The organism is Devosia chinhatensis (assembly GCF_000969445.1).
Lineage (GTDB): Bacteria > Pseudomonadota > Alphaproteobacteria > Rhizobiales > Devosiaceae > Devosia > Devosia chinhatensis.
On the sequence record NZ_JZEY01000054.1, the window covers coordinates 2,031,190 to 2,046,752 of the forward strand.

Annotated in this window: 15 protein-coding genes; 12 read left to right on the plus strand and 3 right to left on the minus strand. The window is 63.9% G+C overall.

The genetic code is table 11. The annotated features are described in order from the left end of the window. Positions 1-184 precede the first annotated feature (184 nt). The 7 genes from VE26_RS09795 to VE26_RS09825 all read left to right on the plus strand — a co-directional run bounded on the left by VE26_RS09795 (position 185) and on the right by VE26_RS09825 (position 7,462). The gene (locus VE26_RS09795) at positions 185-1,204 is read left to right on the plus strand and encodes a PstS family phosphate ABC transporter substrate-binding protein (RefSeq protein ID WP_046104757.1); all 1,020 of its coding nucleotides are present in this window, start codon (positions 185-187) and stop codon (positions 1,202-1,204) included. Between the two features lie 85 nt (positions 1,205-1,289). Further along, positions 1,290-2,669 carry a phosphate ABC transporter permease subunit PstC gene (pstC, locus tag VE26_RS09800; protein WP_046104758.1) on the plus strand — a complete coding sequence of 460 codons (1,380 nt, stop codon included), beginning with the start codon at positions 1,290-1,292 and terminating at the stop codon, positions 2,667-2,669. Then, positions 2,666-4,021, plus strand: a complete 1,356-nt coding sequence (gene pstA, locus VE26_RS09805) for a phosphate ABC transporter permease PstA (protein WP_046104759.1) — start codon at positions 2,666-2,668, stop codon at positions 4,019-4,021. Before pstC ends, pstA begins: the two co-directional genes overlap by 4 nt. Positions 4,022-4,095: 74 nt before the next feature. Continuing rightward, a complete protein-coding gene (gene pstB, locus VE26_RS09810) occupies positions 4,096-4,869 on the plus strand; it encodes a phosphate ABC transporter ATP-binding protein PstB (protein WP_244465679.1) in 774 nt (257 codons plus the stop codon). 20 nt (positions 4,870-4,889) lie between these two features. Next, positions 4,890-5,600: a phosphate signaling complex protein PhoU gene (gene phoU / locus VE26_RS09815; protein WP_046104761.1), complete on the plus strand. Its 711-nt coding sequence runs from the start codon at positions 4,890-4,892 to the stop codon at positions 5,598-5,600. Positions 5,601-5,786: 186 nt separating this feature from the next. Then, on the plus strand, positions 5,787-6,488 hold the full coding sequence (phoB, locus tag VE26_RS09820; protein ID WP_046104762.1) for a phosphate regulon transcriptional regulator PhoB: 702 nt from the start codon (positions 5,787-5,789) through the stop codon (positions 6,486-6,488). Positions 6,489-6,598: 110 nt separating this feature from the next. Further along, a complete protein-coding gene (locus VE26_RS09825; RefSeq protein WP_046104763.1) occupies positions 6,599-7,462 on the plus strand; it encodes an alpha/beta fold hydrolase in 864 nt (287 codons plus the stop codon). Between the two features lie 56 nt (positions 7,463-7,518). Here VE26_RS09825 and chrA read toward each other — a convergent pair whose 3' ends face one another. Next, a complete protein-coding gene (chrA, locus tag VE26_RS09830) occupies positions 7,519-8,919 on the minus strand; it encodes a chromate efflux transporter (protein WP_425283841.1) in 1,401 nt (466 codons plus the stop codon). Positions 8,920-9,062: 143 nt separating this feature from the next. On the opposite strand from chrA, the gene VE26_RS09835 reads away from it, so the two are divergent. Then, positions 9,063-9,503 carry a DUF1428 domain-containing protein gene (locus VE26_RS09835; protein WP_046104765.1) on the plus strand — a complete coding sequence of 147 codons (441 nt, stop codon included), beginning with the start codon at positions 9,063-9,065 and terminating at the stop codon, positions 9,501-9,503. Between the two features lie 5 nt (positions 9,504-9,508). Here VE26_RS09835 and VE26_RS09840 read toward each other — a convergent pair whose 3' ends face one another. After that, on the minus strand, positions 9,509-10,507 hold the full coding sequence (locus tag VE26_RS09840) for an isopenicillin N synthase family dioxygenase (RefSeq protein WP_046105225.1): 999 nt from the start codon (positions 10,505-10,507) through the stop codon (positions 9,509-9,511). A 451-nt stretch (positions 10,508-10,958) separates the two neighbouring features. On the opposite strand from VE26_RS09840, the gene VE26_RS09845 reads away from it, so the two are divergent. From VE26_RS09845 to VE26_RS09855, 3 genes are read left to right on the plus strand one after another with little or no spacing between them, the layout of a single operon-like run. Beyond that, positions 10,959-11,744 carry an ABC transporter ATP-binding protein gene (locus VE26_RS09845; protein ID WP_046104766.1) on the plus strand — a complete coding sequence of 262 codons (786 nt, stop codon included), beginning with the start codon at positions 10,959-10,961 and terminating at the stop codon, positions 11,742-11,744. A 3-nt stretch (positions 11,745-11,747) separates the two neighbouring features. After that, positions 11,748-12,554, plus strand: a complete 807-nt coding sequence (locus VE26_RS09850) for an ABC transporter permease (protein ID WP_244465652.1) — start codon at positions 11,748-11,750, stop codon at positions 12,552-12,554. Positions 12,555-12,612: 58 nt separating this feature from the next. Then, positions 12,613-13,548, plus strand: coding sequence for a LysR family transcriptional regulator (locus VE26_RS09855; RefSeq protein WP_160297827.1), 936 nt, complete (start codon positions 12,613-12,615; stop codon positions 13,546-13,548). Here the strand turns inward: VE26_RS09855 and VE26_RS09860 are convergent. Further along, complete coding sequence (locus VE26_RS09860) at positions 13,502-14,416, minus strand: LysR family transcriptional regulator (protein WP_046104767.1); 915 nt, start codon at positions 14,414-14,416, stop codon at positions 13,502-13,504. The two genes, VE26_RS09855 and VE26_RS09860, sit on opposite strands and share 47 nt — an antisense overlap. Positions 14,417-14,570: 154 nt before the next feature. Between VE26_RS09860 and VE26_RS09865 the strand changes: the two genes are divergently transcribed. Continuing rightward, positions 14,571-15,560 carry an ABC transporter substrate-binding protein gene (locus VE26_RS09865; RefSeq protein ID WP_046104768.1) on the plus strand — a complete coding sequence of 330 codons (990 nt, stop codon included), beginning with the start codon at positions 14,571-14,573 and terminating at the stop codon, positions 15,558-15,560. Positions 15,561-15,563 lie beyond the last annotated feature (3 nt).

The following is a 15,563-nucleotide window of genomic DNA, read 5'->3' on the forward strand; positions in this document are numbered from 1 at the left end:
CGCCCGTCATGCCGGCAGGTTATTCCAGAAATTAGGGAACAATTTCCGGGACTTGCACTGTCACAAACCAGTCATGGAACTGCAATAAAACCGTTGCCGAGCCCTCCTATGGTCTGCCGCGTCACAGGGCGGCCCACAGAAGCGGCTGGCCATGTTTGCAAATGAATTCCGAAAGGGAACTTCCATGAAGACCGCACTCTACGCCAGTGCCGCTGTCCTCGCGCTCGCCGCCTTCGGCGCTGCTCCGGCTTTCGCTCAGTCGCGCGACACCATCCAGATCGCCGGCTCGTCCACGGTCCTGCCCTTTGCCTCGATCGTCGCCGAAGAATTCGGCGCCACGTTCCCTGAGTTCAATACTCCGGTCGTCGGTTCGGGCGGCACGGGCGGCGGCTTCCGCCAGTTCTGTGAAGGCGTTGGCGAAAACACCATCGACATCGCCAATGCCTCCCGCGCCATGCGCGACAGCGAACGCGAAGCCTGCACCGCCGCCGGCGTCACCGATATCCGTGAGGTCCAGTTCGGCTTTGACGGCATCGTCTTCGCCTCCTCGTCCAACGGCCCCGATTTCGCCCTGACCCCGGTTCAGGTCTTCAAGGCCATTGCTGCCAAGGTGCCGGTCGATGGCGAGCTCGTCGACAATCCCTACACCACCTGGAACCAGATCGACCCCTCGCTCCCCGAGCAGCCGATCGCGCTGGCCATTCCGGGCTCCAATCACGGCACCCGTGAAGTCTTCCAGGAGCGCGTCGTGACCCCCGGCGCCGAAGCAGCCGAGCTGCCCGAAGGCCTCTCCGACGAGGAAATCGAAGCCGTCGAAACCACGTTCCGCCAGGACGTCGTGGTCGAGATCGCCGGTGACTACACCGAGACCCTCGCCCGCCTGACTGCCGATCCCAACACTGTCGGCGTCTTCGGCCTGTCCTTCTACGACCAGAACCGCGACACCCTCAAGGTTGCCACCGTCGATGGCGTCGAGCCGTCGCTGGAAACCGTTGCTGCCGGTGAGTACCCCGTGTCCCGCCCGCTCTTCTTCTACGTCAAGGGCCAGCACATCGGCACCATTCCGGGCCTCGCCGAGTTCACCGAATACTTCCTGTCCGAAGGCGTTTCCGGCATGGGCGGCATTCTGGAATCCGCCGGCCTGATCCCCCAGCCGGCCGAAAAGACCGCTGAAGTTCTCGCCGCCTTCCAGGCCGGCCAGTAACCCAGATCTGCCGGTCGCGGGCTCTGCCTTGTCAGGGTCCGCGGCCTGCATATTCGCGCGGCACTCCATCGAGGACGTCTGACAAGTGAACACCTTCATCGTCGCCGGTCTGCTTATCGTCCTTCTCGGCCTGGCCTATCAGCTGGGCTGGTCCAAGAGCCGGGCGCTCTCGACGGCAAACGGCGTGCGCGTCCATTCGCGCGGCCAGTATCACGGCACCCTGGTGGCCCTCTGGACCCTCGTGCCTGTTGTTCTCTTTCTCGCCATCTGGGCGTTCTTTTCGCCCGGCGTCACCCATTGGTACACCGTATCCCTGCTTCCCACCGAAGTGCTGACGGGCCTCGACCAGCTCGGTCTCAACGCGCAATTGCAGCGCATCCGCGATCTGGCCTCCGGCTTTGGCGTGACCGGTGAAGTTCAGCCCTTCGAGCAGGCCGCCGGCGAAAACCTCGCCCGCTTCCAGCTTCTCTCCTTCCTCATCATGCTGGCTGCGGCTGCCGGCCTCGGCGTTCTGGGCCTGACCCTGGCCCGCCGTCGCATCAGCCCCCGCCTTCGGGCCCGTAACGAGGTCGAGCGCGCCATTTCTGTGCTGCTGATCGCCTGTTCGGCCGTCGCCATTTTCACCACCGTGGGTATCGTTGCCTCGCTGGTCACCGAAGCTTTCCGCTTCTTTACCTATATCAACCCGCTCGACTTCTTCTTCGGCACCGTCTGGGCGCCCCGGTTCAGCTCCACCGGCACCGGCGATGCCGGTCAGTATGGCCTTCTTCCGCTGCTCACCGGCACCCTGATGATCTCGGCCATCGCCATGCTCGTGGCCGTGCCGGTGGGGCTGATGGCGGCCATCTATCTCAATCAATATGCCCACGCCAATGTGCGCAAGATCGTCAAGCCGATCATCGAGATCCTCGCCGGCATTCCCACCATCGTCTATGGCTTCTTCGCCCTGGTCACCGTCGGCCCCTTCCTGCGCGACTTCGGCAATGCGGTTGGCCTCTCCATCAGCGCGACCTCGGCCCTGACAGCGGGCCTCGTCATGGGCGTGATGATCATCCCGTTCATCTCCTCGCTTTCCGACGACATTCTCAACCAGGTGCCGCGCACCCTGCGCGATGGCGCTTATGGCTTGGGCGCGACCCAGTCCGAAACCATCCGCAATGTGCTGCTGCCTGCCGCCTTGCCCGGCATTGTCGGCGCCTTCCTCCTCGCCGTCAGCCGCGCCATCGGCGAAACCATGATCGTGGTGTTGGCCGCCGGCAACGCCCCGATCCTGCGCGGCAATCCGCTCGAGCCGGTCTCGACGATTACCGTCTCCATCGTCAACCAGCTCACCGGCGATACCGATTTCACCGGCCCGCAATCGCTGGTCGCCTTCGCGCTGGGCCTCACGCTCTTCATCATGACGCTATGCCTCAACATCGTCGCCCTCTACATCGTCCGCCGCTTCCGGGAGCAGTACGAATGACCGACACCACGCTCGCTTCCGCCGCCGAACGGCGCAAACTGGTGCGCGCCGGCCTCGCCCGCCGCCATCTGGGCGAACGCCTGTTCCGACTGTTCGGCATCGTCGCCATCTGCCTGGCGCTGGGCTTTGTCGCCCTGCTGTTCACCGATGTGCTGCGCAAGGGTATTCCGGCCTTCACCCAGGCCAATCTGCGCCTTGAAGTGACCTTCGATCCCGAGGTCCTCAATGTCGATCCCGCGCCTGTCCGCGCCGCCGGACAGTCCGATGCGGACTACCGCTCGCAGCGTCTCGCCTGGGAGCGCCAGGTGGCCATGCTCAACTGGAACACTGTCATCGAGGCGGCCCTGCGCCGGGCTGCGCCCGAAGGCTTCGAGATCGACAGCCGCCAGCTGCTCACCATCCCCGAAAGCGATGCCCGCCACCGCGTGCGCCAGGCCTTTGTAGAAAACCCCGGCCTGCTTGGGCAGACCGTGACCATCGACGTGCTCGGCTCGGCAAACACCGACAACTGGGCCAAGGGCAACATCAACCGCGACCTCGGCGACGCCCAGCAGCAGCTCTCGGCCCCCGCCCGTGCGCTCATCGACATTTTCGAGGAAAACGGCACCATCACCCAGGGCTTTGCCTGGTCGCTCTTCACCAATGTCGACAGCCGCTCCGCGCCCGCCTCCGCTGGCCTGCTCGGCGCGCTCATGGGCACGTTCTGGATGATGCTGATCGTCATCGTGCTGGCCGTGCCGCTCGGGGTGGGCAGCGCCATCTATCTCGAGGAATTCGCGCCCAAGTCGCGGCTGACCGATCTCATCGAGGTCAATATCAACAACCTCGCCGCCGTGCCCTCCATCGTCTTTGGCCTTCTGGGCGCCGCGGTCTTCATCAACTGGTTCCGCCTGCCGCTTTCGGCTCCCCTGGCCGGCGGCCTCGTGCTGACGCTGATGACCCTGCCCACCATCATCATCGCCACCCGCGCCGCACTCAAGGGCGTGTCCCCGGCCCTCCGTCAGGCCGCTCTGGGCATGGGTGCAAGCAAGACGCAGATGGTGTTCCACCACGTCCTGCCCGTGACCTTCCCGTCCATCCTCACCGCCACCATCATCGGCGTGGCACAGGCCATGGGGGAAACCGCCCCGCTGCTGCTCATCGGCATGAATGCCTTCGTCGCCTCCGTACCGGGCACGCCCCTTGATCAGGCCACCGCCCTGCCCGTCCAGATCTTCCTCTGGCAGGGCAATGAGAACCGCAATTTCTTCGAGCCGCGCACTTCCGCCGCCATCATGGTGCTGCTGGCTTTCATGATCACTCTCAACGCCATCGCAATCTTCCTGCGATCCCGCCTTGAAAAGCGCGCTTAAGGAGAACCACAATGGATATGCTTGCCGGCAAGGTTAAAGCCCCCAAGAAGACCCTGAGCGCCAATCTGGACCCCATGGACATGATCGAGCCCAATATCCGCCTCACCGCCCGCGACGTCACCGTGCACTACGGCGCCAAGCAGGCCCTGCATGGCATCTCGATCGACATTCCCGACCGCGCCGTCACCGCCTTTATCGGACCCTCGGGCTGCGGCAAGTCGACCTTCCTGCGCTGCATCAACCGCATGAACGACACGATCGAGGGCGCCAAGGTCGGCGGCAAGATCGAGCTCGACGGCCAGGATATCTACGCCAACGATCTCGACGTGGTCGAACTGCGCGCCCGCGTCGGCATGGTGTTCCAGAAACCAAACCCCTTCCCCAAGTCCATCTACGACAACGTCGCCTATGGCCCGCGCATCCACGGTCTGGCCAGAAACAAGACCGATCTCGACGAGATCGTCGTGTCCTCGCTGCGCAAGGCCGGCCTCTTCGAAGAGGTCAAGGATCGCCTGACCGAACCCGGCACCGGCCTTTCCGGCGGCCAGCAGCAGCGTCTTTGCATTGCCCGCGCCATCGCAGTCGGCCCCGAAGTCATTCTCATGGACGAGCCCTGCTCGGCGCTCGACCCCATCGCCACCGCCATTATTGAAGAGCTGATCGACGAGCTGCGCACCAATTACACCATCGTCATCGTCACCCACTCAATGCAGCAGGCCGCCCGCGTCAGCCAGAAGACCGCCTTCTTCCACCTCGGCAACCTCATCGAAAAAGGCGACACCGAGGAAATCTTCACCAACCCGGTGAACAAACAGACCCAGGACTACATCATGGGCCGCATCGGCTAAGCGCGGGAGAGGATCAGAACATGCCAAATACCGGCGCCGAACACATCGTCACGTCCTACAATGAAGAGCTGCTCGCCCTCGCCCAGGCCATTGCCGAAATGGGCGGCCAGGTCGAGGTCGCCATCGAGAACGGCACCCGCGCCTTGCTCAAGCTCGATCGCGAGCTGGCCGATGTCACCATCATTGCCGATCAGCGCATCGACGACATGCAGCGCCGGATCGACGAGATGGCCGTCTCCATGATCGCCCGCCGCCAGCCCATGGCGTCCGACCTGCGGTCGATCATCACCGCCATCCACGTGGCCAATGACCTCGAGCGCATCGGCGACATGGCCAAGCAGCTGGCCCGGCGCTCGCTCAAGCTCGAAGGCATCAGCCTGCAGCCCACCTTCTATAATGGCGTCAAGAACATGACCGCCCTGGTGCTGCGGCAGGTCAAGGACAGCCTCGACGCCTATGGCAACCGCGAGGCGGCCGCCTCCGTCGACGTGTGCAACCGCGATGACGAGGTCGATGCCATGCACACCTCTCTCTTCCGCGAGCTGCTCACCTACATGCTCGAAGATCCGCGCAACATCACCACCTGCACCCATCTGCTCTTCTGCGCCAAGAATCTCGAGCGCATCGGCGACCACGCGACCAACATCGCCGAACGCGCCTATTACCTGGCCACGGGCAAGCAGCTGACCAGCGAGGAACAGCAATTGCGCCGCACGCAGATCAAGGCTTAGCGGGCGGTCCGCGCAGCAGACGAAAGGCTCCAGTGGAGCCTTTCAGGCCGCTAAGGCCATAAGAGCTTGGAACGTCCCGCAAGGCAATTCTCTCCAGTGGAAAGAATTGAGGGAACAAGGCTCGAATGGCGGGAAATAACCACATACACGGCACGCCTACGGCGCCGACCGACGGAGCACGCCCATATGCCCGCGACCATCCTCATCGTCGAAGACGAAGCCGACATCGCCCTCCTTCTCCGCTACAATCTCGAAGCGGAGGGCTTTCGCGTCGTTACCGCCGAAACCGGCGACGAAGCCACCCATGCCATTGCCGAAAAACTCCCCGACCTGATCCTGCTCGACTGGATGCTGCCCGAAATTTCCGGCATCGAGCTCTGCCGCCGCCTGCGCGCCCGCGAGGAAACCAGCCACGTGCCGATCATCATGCTGACCGCTCGTGGCGAGGAAGAAGAGCGCGTGCGCGGCCTCACCACCGGCGCCGACGACTACATGGTCAAGCCCTTCTCCGTCCCCGAGCTGCTGGCGCGCATCCAGTCCCTCCTGCGCCGCGCCAACCCCAACCTCGTCACCGCCGCCCTCAAGGTCGGCGATCTCGAACTCGACCGCACCACTCACCGCGTGCGCCGCGCCAGCCGCGACGTCCATCTCGGCCCCACCGAATACCGTCTGCTCGAATATCTCATGCGCCATCCCGGCCGCGTCTATTCGCGCGAGCAATTGCTCGATGGCGTCTGGGGCAATGACGTCTATGTCGACGAGCGCACTGTCGACGTGCATATCGGCCGCCTCCGCCGCGCGATCAATCGCGGCAAGGAGGTCGACCCGATCCGAACCGTCCGCGGTGCCGGCTACGCCTTCGACGAACGCTTCGCCCAGACAGCCTAGATCGTCTGGGACCACTTGCCGCCGAACTGCCCCAAAGTTGCGCCAAACCGTAATGACTTGAGCCCGTGCCTCCGGCACCCTGTTCGTCTTTCCTTGGAGCGCTCCCGGCAATGATCGAAAAATACGTCCAAAGACCGAATGCGCAGCTCTACACGCAGGCATGGGGTCAGCCGCTGCGCGGCACTATCCTCTTGGCCATGGGCGCCACCGCCTCCTCGGCCTGGTGGCCAATCGCCCTGATCGACGCGCTGGCCGGTGCCGGCTACCAGGTTATCGTCTTCGACCACCGCGACACGGGCCGCTCCACCCTTTTCCCTCCGGGAACCCCACCCTACGACCTCCCCGACCTGGTCGAGGACGTCATCGCCATTCTCGACGCCTATGCGGTCTCGTCCGTCCATCTCGTGGGCATGTCTTTGGGCGGTCTGGTGGCGCAGATCGTCACCCTCCAGCATCCCGGCCGCGTCGCGACCCTCACCGTCTTTGCCGGCGAGCCGCTGAACAGCGCCTATGATGGCGAGGGCATGCCGCCTGAGATCATGGAGCATTTCTCCGGCATGGCCACGCTCGACTGGAGCCGTCGCGAAGATGTCACCCAATTCCTGCTGCGCATTGCCGAGCTGAGTGCCGCCCCCGATCGCCCCTTTGACCGGCATGCGGCGCTTGAGCGCATCGGCCGCGAGCTGGACCATACATCCGCCATCCAGAGCGCCTTCAATCACGCCATGCTGGAAGGCAAGATCGACCCGGGCCTCCACGCCGCCGACATCACCCGGCCGACCTTGGTCATCCATGGCGCGGGCGATCCGCTCATCTCGGTCGCCGCAGCGAAAAAGACTCACGAGCTGATCCCCAACGCAAGACTGACCGTGCTCGAAAAGGTCGGGCACGAAATCACCCCCGCCGAAATCCCCACGCTCTCCCAGGCGATCCTCGGTTTCATTCGCAGCGCTCCGACCGTGCAAAGAGCCTAGAACGCAGGGAATTCACCGGGTTCCGCCATCCAAGGCCGAGATATGCTGAACCGCGTTTAGGCCAGGCCCGCAACGTGCAAGGCGAGGCCGGCGATAGCGCAGCCGGCCAGCACTTTGACCGGGCCGAGCTTGAAGCGAAAGACAGCGACAATCGCGGCGAGCGCCAAGGCCGCCGCTGCCGGATTGATCGACGTGAAGACCGGCACGTCGAGATCGAGCCCGAAGCCGCCAATCGTGCGGACCTCAGCAAAGATCACATGCAGGCCGAACCAGACGGCAAGATTGAGGATGACGCCAACCACGGCTGCGGTGATGGCCGTCAAAGCCGCCGACAATACCTGATTGTCGCGCAGCCGCTCGATGAAGGGCGCGCCGAGGAAAATCCACAGGAAACAGGGCATGAACGTGACCCAGGTGGTCAAAAGCCCGCCCAATGTGCCCGCCACCAGGGGCGAGAGCCCGTTCGCATCGCGAAAGGCGCCCATGAAGCCGACGAATTGGGTGACCATGATCAAGGGACCCGGCGTGGTCTCGGCCATGCCCAGCCCGTCGAGCATCTCACCCGGCGCCAGCCAGCCGAAATTCTGCACTGCTTCCTGGGCGACATAGGCCAGCACGGCATAGGCGCCTCCGAATGTCACCACGGCCATGACGCTGAAAAATCCGGCAATCTGCGCGAAGACATTGGCCGGTCCGAACAGCGCGAACAGCAGGGCCACAGGGGCCAGCCAGAAGATCAGAAAAACGGCCGAGATCCGGAAGGCCCAGCCTCGATTGACCTGGGTGTGCTCGGGCGATTCTTCGCCAAGCAGCGTGTCGGCGTCATCGACCTCTGCCTGCCCGACCTTGCCGTGGCCACCACCACCCTGGAAGGCGGGCAGGCCCTGACGCGCCCCGATAAACCCGATCAGCCCGGCAGCCAGGATGATTAGCGGGAACGGCACGCCGAAAACGAAGATCGCGACGAAGGAAGCAGCGGCGATCCCCATCATCGCGGTGTTTTTCAGCGCCCGCGACCCGATGCGGATCACTGCTTGGACGACGATGGCCAGCACAGCCGCCTTGAGCCCGAAGAACAGCGCCTCGATCGGGCCGACATCGCCGTAAAGCGCATAGATCCAGCTTAACCCCATGATCGCGACCATGCCGGGCAGCACGAACAGCACACCGGCGATCAGCCCGCCAAGCGTGCGATGCATCAGCCAGCCGATATAGACGGCCAGCTGCATCGCCTCCGGACCGGGCAGCAGCATGCAGAAATTGAGCGCATGGAGGAACCGCTTCTCCCCCAGCCAGCGCTGTTCTTCGACGAGAATGCGATGCATGAGCGCAATCTGCCCGGCAGGGCCGCCAAAGCTGAGAAGGCCGATGCGGGCCCAGATGCGAATAGCCTCGCTCAGGGTGGGATAGTCACGGTCCTGCATCCGTCTGCCTTCATGTCTTAGCGGACCAGCCATGGATTGGTGGGTCGCCCCAGCGTTAGCCGCATGGTCGCTTTCGATGCAAGCACGGGATTGGGATGGCCTGCCCCCGCCGGCTATGAATTGCCATGGGCGCCGCAATGATCCATCCTTCGGCGCGTACACGATCGAGACACATAATGCCCTTTCATGACATTACGATTGTGCCGGTGCGCACCGAGCGCAAGGCAGCCTATCTCGCATTCTCCGCCCGCATCGCCGAGATCTACCGGGAGCATGGCGCGCTGCGTGTGCTCGATTGCTGGCAGTCCGAGGAGGCGAGCGACGACGCCGATTTCCATGCAGCCGATGCGATGGACGATTATGCCCCGGCCAGCCTTCCCAACATGAAAAGGCTGGCCGGAGCCGATGCCGCGGAGACCGTGGTGGTTTCGGTGATCGAGTGGCCAAGCCGAGAGATACGCGACCGGGCCGTCAAGACTGTCGCCACTGACCCCCGGATAGTGGCCACCATGAGCGAGGAACCGGTTTTCGACGGGGGGCGGGTAATCGCTGGCGGCTTCGAGGTCGCGCTTGATCTGCCGGGGCCCGGGGCAGAAAGCCCGGACACCGGCGACTAGCGCTCTCAGAGGCGGTTGGCAGCGATGCGCTGCTGCAGGTAATCATGGGCCGTGATCGGCTCGTACTTGCCGCCCGGCCCCTTGATGATCGCATCCTTGTTGGCCTGGCAGAAGAAGGGCAGCGAATAGCGCGGCCCCAGATATTCATGCGCGGCCGGCATGCGCACCCGGTGCAGCGTGGACAGAAGCTGGTCGTCGCTCCAGCGCATCAGCATGTCGCCGATATTGCAGGTGACCACCCCAGCCTTGGGCTCCACGTCGGTCCAGGCCAGTTCCCCGTCCGATTCCTTGCCCGGGCAAAGCTGCAATCCGCCTTGGCCGACACGCTGGTGCAGCAGGGTCAGGCAATCGAAATCGGTATGCGCACCGGCGCGCCAACCCTTGAAGTCGTCGGGTTTGGCATTTTCCATGGGCAGATAATGGATGAGCCGAAGCGTGCTCTGATATTCGGGCGACAGCGGGTCATGGGCATCGGTAAAGAAGTCCGGTTCGAAACCGAGCTTCATGGCAAAACAGGAGAGAACCTGCATCCCCAAGGCCCAATTGGCCCGCTCGAACGCCAGCATCGTAGCCTTGAACCCGGCCAGTTCGGAACCCCTTGGCCACAGGCCCGCCATGCGCGGCGTGGTGATCTGGTAGGATTCCTTGTTGTCGGCCGTGCCGGTCGAGGGGCGCACCTGCGCCTTGTATTCCCATCCGGCATTGGTGCCCTTGCCCAGCGGGTATTGCGCCTTGGTCTCTTCGGGCAGATCGAAGAATTTTGCCGTCATGTCGAAGGCGGCATCGATCTGGCTTTGCGGAATGCCGTGATTGATCAGCTGGAAAAACCCGATCCGGGTGGCCGCATCCCAGAGCTGGTCGGCGATCTCGCCCTTGCGATTGTCGAAATCGCTCATGTCGATCTGCGGAACGTCGCGATGCATGACGGTGCCGACACCGCCAATGCCCTTTTCCTTGTTAAGTTCGGCCAAGCCATATTCGGCTGCCGCTGCCTGTGCTGTCATGATTGTCTCCATTGGAAATGTATGTGCTGGAGCAATGACCGGACGCCTGGGGCGTCTGACTGCTTCTACTCCGAAGGCGCCATAGGCTAGTGCGAGCCTTTGGCTTTGGCCGATCCGGCATCCTTCTCCGCGGGCGCTGGCGACTGGCAGGGCCGCAGGGCGCATGTGGCGCAGTCACGCGCACAGAGGGATTTTCCGGCTTCGGAAGCATTGAGAAGGTCCATCCGCATGGGATTTCGGTCCTTTCAGCGTTGGTTCACGGCGATCTGCCGAACCGACAGGCCCACACTGAACCCGATGTGCGCTGCGCATCCAGCGTCAAATTCAGCGCCAGGCGTTGCCTTTCGGGCAACAGCGATACGTTGCGTAAAACGCAACGCCCGGGACGAATATTGACGCTTGTTGCGCCGATCCCAGGGGCTAGGCTTCACCCGTCAACCCGGAGGCCTTAATGCCGGAACTTCCATCCATTATTCGTTTCGATGGCGTCAGCCAGACGTTTGCCGACCCGTCCGGCGCGGGTGTCACCGCTCTCTCGGGCCTCGACATCGACATTCGCAAGAATGAATTCCTGGCCGTTCTCGGCCCCTCGGGCTGTGGCAAATCCACGCTCTTGCGGCAGATCGCGGGCCTTTTGCTGCCCACCAGCGGCACCGTCTCGATCTATGGACGCACGGTGAGCGAACCGCGCGACGAAATCGGCATGGTGTTTCAGAAACCGACCCTGCTGCCCTGGTATACTGTTCGCGACAACGTCACCTTTCCCATGCGCCACAAATACGGTCGTGTCACCGCCGAGGATCGCACCCGCGCCGACGCCTTGCTGGCCATGATGGGCCTCACCGAATTTGCCGCGCGCCTGCCCGAAACGCTTTCGGGCGGCATGCAGCAGCGCGTCGCCATCGCCCGCGCCCTGCTGCTCGACCCCGATATCCTGCTCATGGACGAACCCTTTTCCGCGCTCGATGCGCTGACCCGGGACGAAATGAGCTTCGAGCTGCTGCGCATCTGGCAGGAGCGACCCAAGACCGTGATCTTCATCACCCATTCCATCCCCGAAGCCGTGCTGCTGGCGGACCGGATCGTGGTGATGTCATCGCGCCCCGGCCGGGTCCGCGAGGTGATCGATGTCGACCTGCCGCGCCCGCGCACCATGCAGAGCTTTTCCGAGCCCCGCTTCTCCGAGCTGGCGAACCATATTCGCGAACAGCTTTTCACCCGCCCGATGGTGGCATGACCCATGGCCCTTGCAATGACTGACCTGCCCAGCCGTCCCATCCGGCAGCGCCTTTTGCGCCTTGTCGATGCCGGCCTGCCCGTCCTGGCCTTTGTCGTGCTGCTTGTTCTGTGGGAGGGCGGAACCAGGCTTTTCCAGGTGCCGACCTTTCTTCTGCCCGCGCCCAGCATGATCGTCTCAGCGCTGTTCGGGCTCGATGCCGGCCTCTGGGCGGGCCATATCTGGGCGACGGTGCGGGTCGCCCTTTTGGGATACGCCATCGCCATTCTGGTCTCGGTGCCGCTGGCGATCGGCCTGGCCACATCGCGGACCTTGTCGAGAACGCTTTATCCCTTTCTCATCGTGATCCAGTCCATGCCCATCGTGGCGGTCGCGCCCATCATCGTGGTCACCATGGGCTCGGGCGACCTGCCGCGGGTGATGATCACCTTTCTCATCACCTTCTTTCCCATCGTCGTGTCCACCACCACCGGTCTCATGGCCACGCCGCCCGAACTGATCGAACTGTCCCGTTCTCTGCGGGCGGGGCGCAGCCGCGAGATGTGGCAGATCCGCCTGCCCTATGCGCTGCCCCACCTGTTTTCCGCGCTGCGCATCTGCACCACCCTGGCCTTGATCGGTGCGGTGGTGGCCGAGTTCGTGGCGGCAGACCGCGGCTTGGGCTATTACATCACCTTCTCAACATCCAACTTCCGCATCCCGGCGGCCTTTTCCGGCCTCGTCGTCTTGGTTCTGCTGAGCCTGGCCTTTTTCAAGCTGGTCGATCTCGTCCAGCATCGATTCGCGGCCTGGTCCTTGCCGCGGCGCTGAGCGCTTGAGTTTGCAACCGCAGCGCGGCAAGGTGCAGGCGATAAGGACCTCGCCCACCATGCTGCATTCCCGCCTGCTGCGTTATCTGGACGAAGTGGTGCGCTCGGGGTCCATCCGCCGCGCCGCCGAAAAGCTCAACGTCGCGTCCAGTTCGATCAACCGGCAGATCATCGAGCTGGAGGCCGAACTGGGCACGCCGCTGTTCGAGCGGCTGCCGCGCCGCCTGCGGCTGACGGCCGCCGGCGAAATCCTCATCAACCACATCCGCCAGACGCTGCGCGACCATGATCGCGCCCGCTTTCGCATTGCCGAGCTGGGCGGGGTCGGGCGCGGTACGATACGCATCGGCACGATGAACGGGCTTGCCAGCGGCCTGCTCCCGCACTTGTGCCGGAACTTCGTGCGCAGCTTTCCCGGTGTCCGCTTCGAGGTGAAAAGCCTTCTGGCGCCCGAGATCGTCAGCGCCGTTGCCGATGGCGAGGTCAGCTTCGGGCTGGGCTATAATCTGGCGCCTTCACCCAGTCTGCGCGTCGTCGAAACCTTCAGGGCTCAGCTTGGCGTCGTGGCTGCCCCCGGCCACAAACTGGCCGACCGCGCGCAGCTCCGCCTCTCCGACCTTGCCGGCGAAATGCTGGTGCACGCCGATTCCATGCTCACCATCCGCGCAATCGTCGATGAGGCCTGCCGCAAGGTGGGCGTCGACCTGCCTGCCCCGTTCGAGACCAATTCGGTGCAGATGATGAAGCACCTCGTGGTCGAAGGGCGGGCCGTCACCTTTCTTTCGCCGCCCGATATCGACAGCGAGGTGGAAAGTGGAAGCCTCGTCTATATTCCGCTCAGGGACCGGCTCACCCCCAATCCCCTGCTTCTCGTGGAACGGCCTGGCGGCAGCGAAAACCCCTCGGCGGCCTTGTTCATGGATCGGCTTCAGCTCAAGCTGCGCCAGATCATTCCCGGGCCGCGCGACCCGGCAGGCTTGTCATCGCCCGCATGATTTCCTCGGCGAAAAGCGCTGCTGAAAAGTCCGGCACGGCATTTTCGCGCTGCACGAGGGACAGGGTCTGCACGGTCAGGCTCTTGTCGAGCAACGGCAGGTAGATCAGCCGGCCGGCCCGCACATCGTCCAGCACGTCCGGCTCGGACAGGAAGGTCAGCGATTCCCCGTCGTCCAGAAAACCCTTCATCAGATCGGTGGAATTGGTGTCAACCGTCGAGTGCAGAACCGTGCGAATGCGCAGCGCGGCGTCGTCAATCACCTGGCGCAGCGACAGGCTCGCATCGGCCAGGATGATCGGATACTGCGCGCATTCGGCCAGTCGAAGGCTGGCCTTGCGGGCCAGGGGATGGCTGGGATGCATGACAGCACCCAGTCGCGCCTCGACCCGGTGCAAGACCTTGACCCGGGCGTCGTTGGGCAGATTGTAGCCCAGCCCGATATCGGCCTCGCCGGATTTGATCGCGGCCATGAGGGCTGGGCCGGTCAGCGCATTGATCGAGAACCGCACGGCCGGGAACCGTTCCGAAAAGTCCAGCGCCAGCCGCGGAACGAGGCCGCTGATCGGCCCATTCTGCGTTGCGAGCCGAACCAGACCGCCACCGGGATGCTGCATCTGGCCGATGCGCGCCATCAGGCGTTCATGATCCTTGAGGGTCTGGCGGATATGGCTGATCAGCATTTCCCCGGCTGCCGTCAGCCGCATCTTGCCCGGCATGCGCTCGAACACGGGGCTGCCCAGCTCCCCCTCGAGATCGGTGATCTGCCGGCTGATCGAGGACGACGCCACCCCCAGGCGAGCCGCCGCCTTGCGGATCGAGCCGGTGCGCACGACCTCGTCGAGATAGCGCAGGATGCGGGCATGCAACGTGGAACACTCCTGTTCGGCGTTCTCTTTTTTGCAGCACACGTGGCGGAATTCAACGCTTTTCCGATGCAGCCCTGCATGGCCTGATAGCGCCGTCGCAGCAAACGGCGTCCACCGCGAACGGCTCATCCCCATCCCCGTCGAAAGGGTCACAATGCGCATTTCTCTCGTCTCGACCGCTCTCCTCGCCAGCCTGTTGGCAACGTCGTCCACGCTGGCCGCCGATGTCGTGCGGTTCCAGTTCTCCTGGCTTCCGGGCGGCGATCGCGCTGCCTATTACCTGGCGCAGCAGCAGGGCCTGTTCGCCGCCGAAGATCTGGATGTTACCCTCATTGCCGGGCGTGGCTCGTCCGACGCCATCACCAAGATTGCAACCGGCGCGGCCGATCTGGGCGAAGGCGGGCTCGACGCCCTGCTCTCCGCAAAGGTCGAGGCCGAGGTTCCGGTCATTGCCGTCATGCCGGTCTATACGCGTGCTCCCGATGGCCTGCTGACCACCGCCGATAGCGGCATTGCGGGCATTGAGGATGTTGCCGGCAAGACCGTGGGCACCTCGCCCTTCACGTCCTCGAATGGCCCCTGGCCCTTCCTGCTCTCGGACAATGGTGTCGACCCCGCCCAGGTCAACACCACGCAGGCCGATGCCAATGCCCTGCCCGCCATGCTCACCACCGGCCAGGTCGATGCCATCATCCAGTATGTGACCAACGCGCCGGGAACCGCTGCCATTCTTGAAGAAGCCGGCAAGGAACAGGTGGTCATTCCCTGGGCCGATTATGGCCTCGACGGCTATTCGGCCTCCATCTTTGCCAATGCGCAATTCCTCGCCGACAATCGTGATGTGGTGATCCGCTTCACCCGCGCCCTGCGCAAGGCCGAGGAGATGCTGAGGGCCGACCCGGCAGCTGGGGCCGCAGCCGTCAAGGACGCCATTCCGGAGATCGATCTCGATGTCACCCTGGCCATGGCCAACGCCACGCTGCCACTGGTCTTCAACGAGAGCACCGAGGCCGCAGGTCTGGGGGTGTTCGATCCGGCTCGCGTGACGACGACCTGGGAATGGGTCGCCAAGCAGAAGGACGTCGCCCCCGACACGCTCGACCCGATGGCTGCGGTCGACTTCGACATCGCCAGGGGCGAATAGGTC

Bases quoted from the DNA above. Each gene is read 5' to 3' on its own strand.
- VE26_RS09825 (WP_046104763.1), top strand. From the start codon at position 6,599: ATGATCGAAAAATACGTCCAAAGACCGAATGCGCAGCTCTACACGCAG.
- VE26_RS09795 (WP_046104757.1), top strand. From the start codon at position 185: ATGAAGACCGCACTCTACGCCAGTGCCGCTGTCCTCGCGCTCGCCGCC.
- VE26_RS09840 (WP_046105225.1), bottom strand. From the start codon at position 10,507: ATGACAGCACAGGCAGCGGCAGCCGAATATGGCTTGGCCGAACTTAAC.
- VE26_RS09845 (WP_046104766.1), top strand. From the start codon at position 10,959: ATGCCGGAACTTCCATCCATTATTCGTTTCGATGGCGTCAGCCAGACG.
- phoB (WP_046104762.1), top strand. From the start codon at position 5,787: ATGCCCGCGACCATCCTCATCGTCGAAGACGAAGCCGACATCGCCCTC.
- phoU (WP_046104761.1), top strand. From the start codon at position 4,890: ATGCCAAATACCGGCGCCGAACACATCGTCACGTCCTACAATGAAGAG.
- pstA (WP_046104759.1), top strand. From the start codon at position 2,666: ATGACCGACACCACGCTCGCTTCCGCCGCCGAACGGCGCAAACTGGTG.
- chrA (WP_425283841.1), bottom strand. From the start codon at position 8,919: ATGGCTGGTCCGCTAAGACATGAAGGCAGACGGATGCAGGACCGTGAC.
- VE26_RS09865 (WP_046104768.1), top strand. From the start codon at position 14,571: ATGCGCATTTCTCTCGTCTCGACCGCTCTCCTCGCCAGCCTGTTGGCA.
- VE26_RS09850 (WP_244465652.1), top strand. From the start codon at position 11,748: ATGGCCCTTGCAATGACTGACCTGCCCAGCCGTCCCATCCGGCAGCGC.
- VE26_RS09835 (WP_046104765.1), top strand. From the start codon at position 9,063: ATGCCCTTTCATGACATTACGATTGTGCCGGTGCGCACCGAGCGCAAG.
- VE26_RS09855 (WP_160297827.1), top strand. From the start codon at position 12,613: ATGCTGCATTCCCGCCTGCTGCGTTATCTGGACGAAGTGGTGCGCTCG.
- pstB (WP_244465679.1), top strand. From the start codon at position 4,096: ATGGACATGATCGAGCCCAATATCCGCCTCACCGCCCGCGACGTCACC.